The 14,162-nt window shown below is 63.2% G+C and carries 8 protein-coding genes; 3 read left to right on the top strand and 5 right to left on the bottom strand.

Annotated features, from left to right (window positions below; translation table 11 throughout):
* Positions 1 to 197: 197 nt before the first annotated feature.
* Positions 198 to 458, top strand: a complete 261-nt coding sequence (locus KK7_RS0108015; RefSeq protein WP_010544125.1) for an integrase core domain-containing protein — start codon at positions 198 to 200, stop codon at positions 456 to 458.
* Between the two features lie 557 nt (positions 459 to 1,015).
* On the opposite strand, the gene KK7_RS0108010 is transcribed toward KK7_RS0108015, so the two are convergent.
* From KK7_RS0108010 to KK7_RS0107995, 4 genes are all read right to left on the bottom strand, one after another.
* Positions 1,016 to 2,638 carry a GH39 family glycosyl hydrolase gene (locus tag KK7_RS0108010; protein WP_010544124.1) on the bottom strand — a complete coding sequence of 541 codons (1,623 nt, stop codon included), beginning with the start codon at positions 2,636 to 2,638 and terminating at the stop codon, positions 1,016 to 1,018.
* A gap of 137 nt (positions 2,639 to 2,775) precedes the next feature.
* Positions 2,776 to 4,284 (bottom strand): tryptophan halogenase family protein, encoded by a 1,509-nt coding sequence (locus KK7_RS0108005; protein ID WP_010544123.1) that lies wholly within the window; start codon positions 4,282 to 4,284, stop codon positions 2,776 to 2,778.
* Positions 4,281 to 5,777, bottom strand: coding sequence for a tryptophan halogenase family protein (locus KK7_RS0108000; RefSeq protein ID WP_010544122.1), 1,497 nt, complete (start codon positions 5,775 to 5,777; stop codon positions 4,281 to 4,283). Before KK7_RS0108000 ends, KK7_RS0108005 begins: the two co-directional genes overlap by 4 nt.
* Positions 5,778 to 5,892: 115 nt before the next feature.
* A complete protein-coding gene (locus KK7_RS0107995) occupies positions 5,893 to 8,760 on the bottom strand; it encodes a TonB-dependent receptor (RefSeq protein ID WP_010544121.1) in 2,868 nt (955 codons plus the stop codon).
* Between the two features lie 1,076 nt (positions 8,761 to 9,836).
* Between KK7_RS0107995 and KK7_RS0107985 the strand changes: the two genes are divergently transcribed.
* Both KK7_RS0107985 and KK7_RS0107980 read left to right on the top strand, forming a co-directional pair.
* A complete protein-coding gene (locus KK7_RS0107985) occupies positions 9,837 to 11,216 on the top strand; it encodes a glycoside hydrolase family 28 protein (protein ID WP_202798672.1) in 1,380 nt (459 codons plus the stop codon).
* A gap of 289 nt (positions 11,217 to 11,505) precedes the next feature.
* Positions 11,506 to 13,191 carry a GH35 family beta-galactosidase gene (locus KK7_RS0107980; RefSeq protein ID WP_040598039.1) on the top strand — a complete coding sequence of 562 codons (1,686 nt, stop codon included), beginning with the start codon at positions 11,506 to 11,508 and terminating at the stop codon, positions 13,189 to 13,191.
* Between the two features lie 672 nt (positions 13,192 to 13,863).
* Here the strand turns inward: KK7_RS0107980 and KK7_RS0107975 are convergent.
* A complete protein-coding gene (locus tag KK7_RS0107975; protein WP_010544118.1) occupies positions 13,864 to 14,121 on the bottom strand; it encodes a hypothetical protein in 258 nt (85 codons plus the stop codon).
* Between the last annotated feature and the right edge of the window lie 41 nt (positions 14,122 to 14,162).

Here is a 14,162-nt window from a genome sequence, read left to right as displayed (position 1 = left end):
ATCAGAACGCGGCCCCTTTGGGAATCCCTCGACGATTCAGCTCGATCGAAATCCACTCTAGACGAGGGGGCCTCTCGGCACGAGGAAAATCCGGTGCAATCGGTAGTACCAACACGGCATTGAGGCGTTCTACCCTTATGGATGACCTCGAAGAGCTGATGCGACGTTAGCAGGCACTGGCCGACTTTGGCGATTTCGTGCTCGATCATGAAGACCTCGACCAGATCCTCACCGAAGGGTGCCGCCTGATCGCCCAGGCGGTGGGTACCGATCTGGCGAAGGTCATGGAATCGAGCATGATTCCCAGACCGCGTTCGTGCGCGCCGGCATTGGACGACGCCTGGGCCAAGATCGAAGCGTGTCGGGCGGATTTCAATGAGAGCCGACCTTACCTATCCCTGGGGTTCCTGACACTGGCCGAATTTGGTTCATCGGCCGGGGTTAACCCCGGCCGATGAAGCGCCGGATCTCTCGTTCTGACCGGAGGTATTTCCGGGACAGGGGCGCACGTCCCAATCCTACGCTGGGCGCAGCGTGGCACACGGCCGATGCCTGCCGCAAATGGCATGACTTTGATGCTTATATCGTCAATTGCCCTATGTCGGAGTTCATCCAAGCCTGCAGGACGTGGTCGGACAACCTGAGCACGGGCCGGCACGAACTAACCGCATGCGGGTACTGCTACCCGTCTCCGGCTTTGTAAGGATGCTATGGCCGCCGCCCTTGTCGATCTCCGAGGGATCTAGCGCGAGCGTCACGTGGACGATATGGGCACGTAGGTTTTGGACCGAAGCCAAGCTGCCTTTGCGCTGGAGGATTTTCTGCCCCTAGGCGGTAACGGGAAAAGCGGAGGCCAGGGAGTCCACAAGACGCGCCGGACGGCGGATCGACATGGGGTAGTTCTTCTTTACGGCATGCCAGAAGCGGGCGGGGTTAAAGCGGCCAATTTCGGGCGGACGATCGGGTCTGCCGCGGCATGTCTGGAGCATGCACCGGGCTTTTGCAGGCGATCGGGTCATCTACGCTGCTTGGGCTTTGTCGCCAGCGGTTCGACGAGGACCAGCACGACATCGTTTGCGCGCATCGCTAGGGGAAGCGTGAAGCGGCCGTCCGCACCCACGCGAATGGGGCGACTGATTTCGGGGAGGTCGAGGGTCAGCCGTTCGAGCTCCTCTCGCTGCGAGGCGCTGAGCGACTCCGGAGATTTCATTTCCAGGTAGCGGGTATGCGCGTCGTTGGCGCGAAATCCGGTTCGGCGCACGCTGAGCCGATAAGGGCCGGGCTTCATCCCGGAAACGCGGAGCGTGGTTGCCGGTGCAGGCTGTGCGGGCAGCACCTTGGTGAAGAACGGGCGATTGCTGATCGTTTGGACGGGTTGCTGCCAGTCCCAGAGCAGGATGCCGGTGCGACCACCGTCGGTTGCGACGATGCTCTGATCGTCCGACAATGGCACGTCCCGGCCGCGGAGCTGGTTCAGATATTTGAAGGCGAACCAAGCTGGCTTGCGGATGCCTTCGCGGTTCATCAGGCCGAAGCCGCCATGGAAGGGGGTGGGCGGCGGCCCGGCTTCCTCGAACAGGTCGCTGTAGGTCCAGTAGCTCATGCCCTGAGCGATGCCACGCGTCGCCTTGAGCTTCGTAAGGACGTAGGCGGCACTGATGTAGGAATCATGCACCGGATCGCGCGGATTGTAGCTCGCGCTCCACTCGGTGAAGAAGAGCGGGATGCCGCGGAACTTCGACACGGCGATCTGCCGGCGCACTTTCAGGACGTCGGCGATCACGGCGTCCGGATTGGTCGATAGCTTGTTGTCGTCCTGCCCGGTCTCGTCGAGGAAACCGCCATCTACGCCATAGGTGTGGGTAGAGACGAAATCGACCGGTATGTGGCGCCTAGTAGCATGGTCTAAGAACTCAGAAACCCATCCGGCGCCGGCGGTGGCCGGCCCCCCGACGCGAATCCTTGGATCAATAGCCTTAATCGCTCGGGCGGTGATTTCGTACAGTTCGAAATAGGCGTTCTGATTGGCGTTCTCCCAGAAGCCGCCGAGGTTGGGCTCATTCCATACCTCGAAGTACCAGCGCCTGACCTCCGTCGCGCCGTACCGCTCGCGGACGTGGCGCACGAAAGCGTCGACCAGCGCGACCCATGCCCTGGGTTCCGGATGCGAGGTATTGCCCTTCCAGTAGAAGATCGTCTGCTTCGACGTCGCCATGGCTTCGGGCGTAAAGCCCAATTCGACAAACGGCCGGATGCCCATGGCCAGGAAGGCATCGTACAGCTGGTCGACCTTGCGCCAATCGTAGACCGTGCGGCCATTATCGACCCTCACGATGCGGAGCTTATCGTGGAAGATCGCGTGGAAGCGGATATAGCGAAAGCCCAGTTCGTCGCGGGCAATGCGAAGCTGCTCCAGGTTTTCGGGGCGCAGCATAGTGCCGGCATAGTCGCTGCCGACCGAGAGGTTGAACGAACGGTCGAGCGCGGCCCCGGCGTTCCGCAAGTCGACATTGACATGGCGCGCCGTCGCCTTGGTCAAAGTCTGCGCGGCGGCCGCCCCCGGCGCAATCGGAACGGAGAGGAGGGCGAGTACCGCCAGCGTCCAGCGGAATAGGGCTTTTGGCGCAGGGTTCGTCATGGCTTTCTTCCAAAGCATTAAATTGCGATTACTGCCGATGCCGGGCGGGGTGATTGTTAAGTCTTGCCGCCTTGCCCGGTGAAGCGGTGCCGTGGCCGTCGATGAAGTATCGCGGACCCGCGTATAACCGGTGTGGCTCATCCCTGACCGGCTGAATAAAGTTGTTCGACCGTCTTGCCATGCGGCGGAAGTCCCGCGGCGGTCTCCGCGATCACTGTGCGCATTGCCGTCAGGATCTTGCGGCGGTGGTTCGGCGGAATACCCGCTGCAAGGGAGTCATGGCCCTGCGGCACCACGCCCTGTCCCATTAGGACCGCCAGCCAGCTCGAGTCCATAAACAGGTCGCCCTCGCGCGCGAGTAATCGCCCGTTGCGCGCGAACATCGCAATCTTCTCGGCAAGGGAGTCGGGCGGGGTGATCGCGCGGCAATGTCGCCAGAACGGCGTTTCGTCGCGCTCAGTGGCAATATAGTGGAGGATCAGGAAGTCGCGGATCGTGTCCCATTCGCGAGCCGCCAGACGATTATATTCCGCGCGCACCCCGGGATCGAAGCCGCGATCCGGAAACCATTGCAGCAGCAGCGTGATCGCGCTCTGTATCAGGTGCAGGCTGGTCGATTCCAGCGGCTCGAGAAAGCCCGAGGACAACCCTACCGCGATGACATTGCCTGCCCACGGGGTTTCGCGGCGCCCGGTGGTGAAGCGCAAATGGCGCGGCTCGCCGATCGGTGCTGCGTCGAGATTGTCGAGCAGGAGCGCCTCGGCCGCGGCGTCGCTGGTAAATCCGTCGCAGAAGACATGGCCGTTGCCTATCCGGTGCTGGAGCGGGATCCGCCATTGCCAGCCGGCGTCGCGGGCGATGCTGCGGGTATAGGGGGTGGGCGGCCCCGCCGCCGCGGTCGGCACGGCGACGGCGCGGTTCGCCGGCAGCCAGTGCGACCAGTCCTGATAGGGGACGCCCATCACCTCGCCGATCAGCAGCCCGCGAAAGCCGGTGCAATCGAGGAACAGGTCGCCCGCGATCCGGCGGCCATCCTCCAGCTGCAGCGCAGTGACATGACCGATGCTCTCGTCTAGGTGCACCACTGCGATCCTGCCTTCGTGCCGCACAACGCCGCGCGCTACTGAGCGCTGGCGCAGATAGGCCGCATAGAGGCCCGCATCGAAATGATAGGCATAGCCATAGGTGGCATAGACACTGTTGCCGCCGCCCTGAGGCAAGCCAAAGCGGCCGTTCATCGCGGCGAGCGTCGACAGCGAATAGGCGCCGAGCGGGGCCGAGTCGCCTTCGGCACGCGCGGCGAGCCATTGCTGGTGGAACGGCACCAGCCCGAAATCGTCGCCATAGCGGCCGAAAGGGTGGAAATAGCGGTGGCCGCGCCGCCACCAATCGACAAACTCGATGCCCAGCTTGAAGGTGCCGCGCGTCGCCTTGACGAATTCGGTCTCGTCCACGCCGATCATCTGGTTGAAGCCGTGGATCGGCGGGATCGTCGCCTCGCCGACGCCGACGGTGCCGATCTCCTCGGATTCGACCAGCGTGATGGCGATGCCGGTGCCGCTGAGTGCCTGCGACAGTGCGGCCGCTGCCATCCAGCCGGCACTGCCGCCGCCGGCGATCACCACGCGGGAAAGCGGCGGGTTCATGCCGCGTCGGCCTGGCAGGTGCGCGCGACGAAATGGTCGTGCGGCGGCAGGCGGTGGGTTGCGGTGGTCAGCACCGCCTCGCGCTGCGCGAAGAGCGTGGCAAGGCTGTCGAGCGGGGGGCGGTCGGCGGCGGGGTCACGGCCGCGCGGCAAGCGCTGCTGGCCGAGCAGGATCGAGACCCAGCTCGGCTCCTGGTGCGATTCCAGATCGAACATGGGCACCCGCCCCATGGCGTCCCACAGCGCCAGCTTGTGCGCCAGCGTGTCGGGCAGCGCCATGCCGGCCATGTCGCGCCAGAAAGGCTCGGCGCGCTGGCTGATGCAGTAATGCGCAATCAGGAAGTCGCGGATTCGTTCATACTCGCCGGTCGTCTCGCGGTTGTACTCGGCGACGATGGCGGGATCGGCCGGCCCGTTCGGCAACAGTTCGGCCAGCCGGGCAAGGCCGGTCTGGACCAGTTGCAGGCTGGTCGATTCGAGCGGCTCCATGAAGCCCGCCGCCAGCCCGATACCGACGACATTGTGCGCCCAGAAGCGTTCGCGGCGGCCGGTGGTGAAGCGCAGCAGCCGCGGGTCGCCGATCGCCTCGCCGTCGAGATTGGCCTGGAGCAGCGCCGCCGCCTCGTCGTCGGAAAGGTGCGCGCTGCTGTAGACCAGGCCGTTGCCGGTGCGGTGCTGGAGCGGGATGCGCCACTGCCAGCCGGCGGCGTGCGCGGTCGATCGGGTGAAGGGGGTGAAGCGCCCGGCGCGGGTGCAGCCCAGCGCCAGCGCGCGGTTGGCCGGCAGCCAATGCGACCAGTCGACAAAGCCGACGCCCAGGCGCTGGCCGAGCAACTGGCTGGCGAAGCCGGTGCAGTCGAGGAACAGGTCGCCCTCCAGCCGGCGGTCGCCCTCCAGCAGCAGCGCGGTAAGGTCGCCGGTCTCGGCATCGCGCGCGACGTCGAGGATGCGGCCCTCCACGCGGGTGACGCCGCGCGCCTCGGCATAGTCGCGCAGCAGCCGGGCATAGAGGCCAGCGTCTAAATGATAGGCATAGCGATACTCCGCGGCTTCGCCGCGCAAGGCCTCGGGCGGCGCGAACTTATCCTGTGCAGCGGCGCGGGCGGGCATCGACCAGGCGTCGATCGGATCGGCAAGGCGGCCTGCGTCGCGAAGGCGATGCCAGTGATGGTGCGGGGTGACACCCCCGATCGGGGCGCCATGATCGCCAAAACCGTGGAAGTGGCGGTTACCCCGCTGCCCCCAGTCTACGAACTCGATGCCCAGCTTGAAGCTGCCCTGGGTCGCGGCGACAAATTCGGGCTCGTGCAGGCCGAGCAGGCGGTTGAACTCCTGCAGAATCGGCACGGTTGCCTCGCCGACGCCGATCGTGCCGATGGCGTTCGATTCAACAAGTGTGATGCGCGTACCGGGTGCCGGCCGCAGTCGGGCGAACATCGCGGCCGCCATCCATCCGGCACTGCCGCCGCCTGCGATGATGAGGTGTTTGGTCACTGCCCGGAACGTCCCGTTATGCCGATCGCCACAACAAGCTCAAGCGGAGCCGGTGAATATCATAAAAGGCACCCCCGGCACGATGCGTACCGGGGGCTGAGGAGGAGGGGAATAGTCAGAAGAGGGAGCGGAACAGGAAAGCGAAGCGTCGATCCGTGTCCGTCCAGCCGTAGCGGGGCTTCAGACTGGGATCGCCCACATCGAGGAAGGTCCGCGAGTTGAGCAGGTTATAGCCCTGCACGCCGATCTTGATGTGCTTATTGACCGAATATAGAATCGATGCGTCGAGCTGGCCGTAGCTCTCCGACCAGACGGGGTAGTTGATGTTTGCCGCCGAAGTGGTGAGCAGATAGTGCGAGCGCCAATTGTACGCCGCACGTGCCGAGATGCCGTACTTCTCATAGACTAGAGCTGCGTTGTACGAGTATTTTGACAAGCCCTCGAGCGGGAGAGTGAGACCCGAGTTAGTTACCTGAGTCGAATCGAACACGTTGACCGCGGTGTTCTTGCCGCCCGACGAATCGACGAACGTGTAGTTGCCGCTGAAGCCCAAGCCGCCCAGCGCGCCGGGCAGCATGTCGAAGAACTGCGTGTAGCCGATCTCGAAGCCCTTGATCTTGCCGCTCGAACCGTTGGTCTGCTGTGTCACATCGAAGGTCAGTGTCTGGCCGTTCGCGGTGAACGTTTGCCTCGTTGTGCCCGCGAAGATGTAGTTCGAGATGTCCTTGTAGAAGCCGGCGAAGGTCAGGCTGTTCGAGCGCCCGAAATAATATTCGAGGCTCATGTCGAACTGATTTGACCGGGTCGGCTTCAGGTTCGGGTTGCCTGCACTGCCGACGAAGGGGGTGAGCGCCCCGTTCGCGCCGACACCGGTGCCGATGCCGGTCACCGAATCGAAGCTGTAGCCCAGCGAGACATAGGGGTTGAGCTGCGCGAAAGTAGGCCGGACGATCGCCTTGGCCGCAGCGAAGCGCAGCTGGAGATTGTCCTTCAGGAAGAAGCGCAGGTTCAGGCTGGGCAGCACATCGGTGTAGGAGCCGTTGCCCGTGGTCGGCTGGGTGATCGTGCCGCCGGCGAACCTGAACGCCGCGGCATAGTTGGCGCAGTCGGTAGCGTTCACCGTCTGGCCCGCGCGCGGACCGGTGGTGATCGGCGTGCCAACGACGCACAGGTTCGGCGATGAGGTGGGTGCGCCAACGGTGATCGGGGTGCCGGTCGCGCCGTTCTCGGTACGAATCACGCGGAGGCCGATATTGCCGTCGAAATGGCCGAGCGGGCTCTTGTCCATGCCGAACCGCGCCAGCGCATAGCCGGCGAAGGTCTTCTCGGTCTGGTCGTTGATACCACCCGGATTCTTGCTGTAGTCGTCGCTTAGCGGCGACCAGCCCCAGCCGTTTGAGAGCGTGCTCTTCAAATAGCTGTTGGCATAGGCAGTACCGTTTTGGACCAGATTGGCTGAAGGGAACCAGAAACCCGCGCCCGGAGACGGCACCTTGCCCCGGAAGAAGTTGTTGTAGTCAACAAGCTGAGTCTGGTTCGGCAGGTCCGGATTCTGCGGCAGGCTCGGCCAGCCGGTCTGGTTCAGGAACACCGCGCTGCCCGGCTGCCAATACTGCGCCGAGAGAAGGCCCCAGTTATAGTTGCTCTGGCGGGTGGTGGCGGCGCGATCGGTATAGCGGCCGCCGACACGGATCGACTTCAGGAAATCGCTGTCGGTGAAGGTATATTCGACGTCGGCGCGCGTCGCCCACTCGTCGGCCTCGTTGTCCTCGATGTGATCCATCGCGGCGGCCCACCAGTAGAGATTCTTGTTGGTGAGCGACTGGCTGCTGTTGGTCGGCGTCATCGTCATCGACGGATCGTCGCCGCTGAAGTCGAACGCGATCGTCGTCGGGATGTTGGCGCCGGTGAACGCCGTCATGCTGTACACCTTCGCGGTGGACTTGATGTACTGCAGATCGGCGCTGACCGCCCAGTTCTCGTTCGGCACCCAGCGCAGGTTGCCCGAGAAGTCCTGGGTCTTCTTGTCCTGGCTGCCGGCGCGCGTGTCGAGATTGAGGTTGCGGTTCTGGATCACGCCGGACTGCAGCTCGCGGTTCGGCCCGAACTTGTAGCTCGAATTGTCCGACGAGGGCGTGTCATAGTCGCCCACCGCATATTCGATGTCGTGCGGCGTCGCCTTGGAGATCAGTGCTTCCAGGGTCAGCGTCAGCGTGTCGCTCGGCTTCCACTGGAACGAGCCGTCGAACGCGGTGCGCTTCTGCTGCCAGTCGATGCGGCGGAAGCCCATGCCGGCGGGGATGTAGACGTTGGTGCCCGCGGCGAGGCCGTCCTGCGCCTTGGTCAGCGTGCCACGATCGTAGCGACCGGCCGTGATGCTATCCGTGCGGTTGCCGATATTGTTGATCGAGTAGCTGAGCAGCAGGCCCATCTCACCGAGCGAGGTGTTCCAGCGACCGCTGGCGAGCGCGTTGCCCGACCAGAAGGTCTTCTTGCGCAGATCGGCATAATTGGCATCGCCCGACAGCGCGAAGACATAGCCGGGCGCGTCGAATGGCTTGCGGGTGCGCAGGTTGACGATGCCGCCGATGCCGCCTTCGATCAGTTCGGCGGAGGGGTTCTTGTACACGTCGACACCGACCAGCAGGTCGGCTGAAACATCCTCGAACGAAAGGCCGCGGCCGTTGTTTGCCGAGAAGACGTCGCGGCCGTTCAACTCCGAACGAACCCAGGATAGACCGCGGATGAACACGCCCCCGCCTTCTGAGGAAAGGCGGGCGGGGTCACGATTCTCGTTCGTACGCTGGAGCGTCACGCCCGGTACCCGCTGGAGCGCTTCCGAAACCGAACGATCCGGGAGCGCACCGATATCTTGCGCGGTGATGGAGTCGACGACCTGTTCGGCGTCACGCTTACGGTTGCGTGCACTTTGCAGCGAGGCGCGAATCCCCGTTACGACGATGTCCTGGCCGGTGGCGTCCACCGGATTTGCTTCCTGTGGTGCGCCGTTGCTGTCTTGCAGTGTGTCAGCGGTGATATGCGCCACCGCAAGTGCAGGTGTGCAAACCAGTGACAACGTTGCCATCGACGCTCCGGCGCGGACGAGCGCGCGCGACGAAGTTGGCTGAAAAAATATTGCCAGGTGGCTAGTCACGAAGTCCCCTCCTTCGGCGCGACTAGCGCCGTTCCCATGATGACGTAAGCCGGAGGGGGCTTTTGAGCGAGCGCCAGCGCCGGCGGTGCCGGTTATTCCAGCATCCGATGTTTGCGCTATCATGGTGTAAGATACGCTGCAACAGATATCTGAAACAGACGTTCACTGATGAAAAGATAGTTATCGTTAGCTATTTCAAGTTTGATGGACAGTGACTTACTATCGAGACGAGGTTGATAGGACACGCGGCCGCGGCGCGTCGCTACCTGCCGTTATCCGCGTCGCGAGGCGTGCTGCAATACAGGAGCACAAGATCATCTCGCCCTGGCATGGTCGCCGGTTTGGACGACCGTATCCCCGACCTCGACTGCTGCCGCCAGTTATAAAATGCATATTCCGCAGCCAGATAGAAATGGCACAGCGCCGTTGGCAGCGGGGGCTGCGTGGAGCCCTCCTCATAGCGCAGCGCTGCCCCCGCTGATGCCCCAAACTCTCGGCTCCAGCCCCCGGACCCGCTGCGCACGCAGCGGGTCCGGTCACATCGCCTCAGCTGCAGAGGTCCGTGCAATCGGGTAGATGACCTACCCCCGATCCTCAGATCTTGGCTCGCCGCCGGCATCTTCCGTGCCCTTTTTGCGATCTCCGCGCAGGAGCATTTGCGGCTACTTTGAGTTGCAAGGCTCGCCGAAGTTTGCCAGCTAGCTATTGAGAGTTCACATGTTGGCCGCTTTCATCACCATGTGGTTTGGCGGTACTGTAGCGGATGCGGAACAAGCGCAGGACCTGCTCCGGCAGGCGAGTCGGGAGAGGCCTCTATGAAGGGCTTGAGCACACGGCGTTCCGTCGTTGAGGGGGTTTGCGCGACACCCCTTCTCCTCCTGTCAGCGAGCGCACGCGCGCATGCGATGCCGGTACAAGCAACCTCGGTGCGAGCTCCTTTCGATATGCCCGGCATCCTGGTTCCCGACTTCCGGCATAGCCGTCGTTTCCAGATCACCGAGTTTGGCGCCAGGCCCGGAGACAAGCAAAGCACCAGTATTGCGATCGCCCGCGCTATCCGTGCCGCCAACGCCGCTGGTTCCGGAAGCGTCATCGTGCCCGCCGGAATTTGGCTGAGTGGCAAGATCCACCTTGAAAGCAACGTAAACTTGCATCTTGCCCGGGGTGCGATCCTACGCTTCTCGGACGACCCACAGGACTATCTCCCGCCAGTGCAGACGTCCTGGGAGGGGATCGAGTGCTTCAACTATTCACCACTGATCTATGCCTTTGACTGCGAGAATGTCGCCATTACCGGCCCCGGTCGGATCGAGCCTGTCCTCGATCGATGGAAAATCTGGTCCGCCAGACCGAAGCTGCACATGGACGCGCTGGTCGCGCTTTACGACATGGCCTATCGCAACGTGCCGGTGGCGGACCGGCAGATGGCGATAGGCCAGAACAACCTGCGTCCGCACCTGATCCAGTTCAATCGCTGCCGAAACGTGCTGGTCGAGGACATCTCCATTCGGGGGAGTCCCTTCTGGACGCTGCATCCGTTGCTGTGCCGCGACGTCACGATCCGGAGGGTCAGTATCCAGGCCCACGGACATAATAATGACGGGGTCGATCCCGAGATGAGCCAAAACGTTCTGATCGAGGATTGCGTGTTTGACCAGGGTGATGACGCCGTGTCGGTCAAGTCGGGACGGGACATGGACGCCTGGCGCTTGGCCACACCGTGCCGCAACGTCGTCGTTCGGAACTGCCGCGTTCTGAACGGCCACCAGTTGATGGCGGTAGGCAGTGAACTCTCGGGTGGAATCGAGAATATATGGGTGGACGATTGCCATTTCGTAGGCGATGGCCGGGGCGGCGATGATCACGCCGTGCCCATCAACAATCTGCTCTATGTGAAAACAAACGAGCGGCGCGGCGGCTATGTTCGGAATGTCCATATGAGCCGTGTCACCGCAACGACACTCGCCGGCAGCGTTCTCGCGGTAGAAACGGACGTGCTCTACCAGTGGCGAACGCTGCTCCCGACCTATGTGCGGCGGCTGACCGCAATCGAGCGGTTGCGCGTTAGCGATGTGCACGTGCAGCAGGCCCAATCGGTCGCAGTGATCAAAGGAGAAAGGGATCTTCCGATCCAGGACGTGCGCTTGTCGCGCGTGCGCGTGGAGCGCGTTTCAGGGACCCCGACGATTGTAGAGAATGCGCGGGATGTCACGTTGCCGGCGGCGGTAGGCCGTAACGGGGCCAGCGCCCTTGGTGCGGATTTCAAGAACTCCAGGCGGATCTGACTGCTCCACCAAATGCGCCGAGCAAGCTGTAACGAAATGCCTCCGGGGTGCCGCATCTGGGACAAGGACATCAAGCGGTTGGAAGACGCGGATTCCCGGTGTCGACGGTTGATGCAGAAGGCACTGTGCTTGTCTGGACCGAAAGCGATCAGTTTGGGGTCGGCTAGAAGTTGGCGCCCTCGTCGCCTGAAGACCCCCTCAAGATCTCACGACACGTCCATGCCTGCCCACAGTTGCACACCGACTAAGATTAGGACAGGATGATAACGATACCAACGAGGAGTGCGGGATGCGGAACTGGATGGGCACCGCGACGATGGGGGTGGCGATCGCGCTCGGAATAGTTAGTCCTACTCAAGCACAGGATCGCGGCCTACCGCACCTTGAGCAGCGTGGCGGAGCGACGCAGTTGATCGTCGACGGCGCGCCGTACCTTATCTTGGGCGGGGAAACGGCCAATTCCAGCACTAGTGACCTGACCTACATGGAACCGGTCTGGCCCAGATTGAAAGCCATGCACCTCAACACGGTCTTGGTGCCCGTCGCGTGGGAGACGATTGAGCCGGAAGAAGGCAGGTTCGACTGGCGCAACCTCGACGGGATGCTGGAACAGGCACGCCGGAACGACATGCGGCTGGTACTTCTGTGGTTCGGCTCGTGGAAGAACACCTTCTCCAGCTATGCGCCTGGATGGGTAAAGCGGGACCAGAGGCGTTTTGCCCGGGTGAGAACGAGCGATGGCCGCGGTACCGAGCGGCTAACACCCTTCAGTGCCGCCGCACGCGATAGCGATGCGCGCGCCTTTGCCGAATTGATGCGCCACTTACGCGCAGTGGATGGCGCGCGTCACACGGTGCTGATGATCCAGGTCGAGAACGAGGTCGGCGTCATCCCGCAGTCACGCGATCACTCCCCGGCGGCGGAGGCGGCCTTTGCCGGCCCAGTTCCATCTGCTCTAATGCAGTATCTAGCGGCCAATCGCTCGCGGCTGAACCGCGAGCTGCGTGCCGGATGGGAGGATGCTGGCGGGCTGATGGAAGGCAATTGGCAACAGGTGTTCGGCAGCGGGTCGATGACCGACAGTCTATTCATGGCCTGGCACTACGCCACCTTCTTGGAAAAGGTGACCGCCGCCGGCAAGGCGCAGTACAACTTGCCAATGTTCACCAACGCCGCACTGATCCGACCGAATTACGAACCCGGCCAGTACAACTCTGGCGGTCCCGTGCCCCACGCGCTTGATATCTGGCATGCTGGGGCGCCCTCGCTCGATTTCCTGTCTCCCGACATTTACTTCGAGGATTTCGGCAACTGGGCCGCACGATATGCCCGACCCGATAATCCGCTGTTTGTACCGGAGGCGCGCGGCGGGCCCGAAGGTGCCGCCAACGCATTATATGCCTTTGGATCGCTGCGCGCGATCGGCTTCTCCCCCTTCGGTATCGACGGCGCCGCGGCGCCGCCGGCGGCAGGGGATGCCAGCATCGGGGTTGGTACCGGTAGCGGCGATGATGCGGCGATCGCCGGCCTCTTTGCTCGCCTCGAGGCGCTGGCACCGCTGTTGCTGCAGAAGCAGGCGGAGGGGAAGGCCAGCACCATCATCTTGGAAAGCGCAGCGCAGCGCGTCGGCCGCCTGCGCATCGGCAATTACATGGTGAACATGGTGCGGGCTGAAGGGCCGGACGGGCGCGTCGATGCAACCAGCCGGGTCGCCGCCATGTTCTTGCAGACGGGGCCTGACGCGTTCACCGTGGTTGGAAGCGGCGATGCCGTCATCACCTTTACCACCGATACGCCCGGACCGGCGATCGTCGGGCTGGAGAGTATCGACGAGCTGGTGCTACGTGATGGACGTCTGCAACGTGGGCGTCGGCTGAATGGCGATGAGAACGGGCAAGGGCAGGTGCTTCGCCTGCATCGCCGCGACGCAGCCGAGGGGCGGGTGCACGTGGTGCAGCTATACCGCTATGATTAAATAGAATTTTGGGCTGCTGTGCCCGGTGACCGCGCTCTCGGCAGCCCCTTCGACTCCGCGTTGGCGAGTGGCCCGCCGGCTGCGTCGCGCCGGACCCGTTCCAGTTTAGGGGTACAGAGGGTTCGTCGGTCGATCCTTGGCTCGGTCGTCGGGGAGGGGCAGAAATGCCAACCGAACGAGAGTCGCGCGCCGGCGCGTTGTTGTTCCGCTGCCGATGATGAGGCGTCACGGCTTGGATTGCCGCCGCCATGGCAAGGGCCGCGCCAAGCCGCTTGTTCTCGGCGATCTCGGCCTGGTTGACCCGCTGCATCTTGTCGTAGACGCGGTAGGGCAGCGTTTCGTACCGTGACAACGCGCTCCGGTTCATCGCGACCACCGTCATCAGCGTGCCCCCAATTGCTCGGGCGGCATGCCACTCGGAAGGCGCCGACCAGAGATTGTGACATCTCTATCTGGCTGGAGAGTGACATTTGTACGTTGCGCTTACACCCTCCCGCCATCCGTGTTGCCGCCAGTTAGAAAAGGCACATTCCGCCGCAAGATAGAAATGGCACAAACGCCGTTTGCAGCGGGGGCTGCGTGGAGCCCTCCTCGCAGCGCAGCGCTGCCCCCGCTGATGCCACACACTCCCGGCTCCTGTCCCCGGACCCGCTGCGCACGCAGCGGGCCCGGTCACACCGCCTCAAAGATGATGCTCGTGCTATCGGGTAGGGCGTCGACGGCAGCTTCGGCAGAGAAAGCGGACCGGCAGCTCGCGCCCAATCCCCGTCGTTCACCGCCGCATTTGTGGAACCCGAAACCTGCCGTTTGTTCACCTCCGACGGCGAGGCTTGGAATGGCTTGGCCTGGGACAAAGCCGCCCTTCCGTACCGCCATTTCGAACGTCTGCATTTGCCAAAAGCCGACAGCCATCTTGCTTTCGACCGTCATGGATTCCCGGCAGCAGCCGGTCTCCACATGCCTTGTAGCTA

This window comes from Sphingomonas elodea ATCC 31461 (assembly GCF_000226955.1).
Taxonomy (GTDB): Bacteria; Pseudomonadota; Alphaproteobacteria; order Sphingomonadales; family Sphingomonadaceae; genus Sphingomonas; species Sphingomonas elodea.
This window is presented reverse-complemented; position numbering and strand designations above follow the sequence as displayed.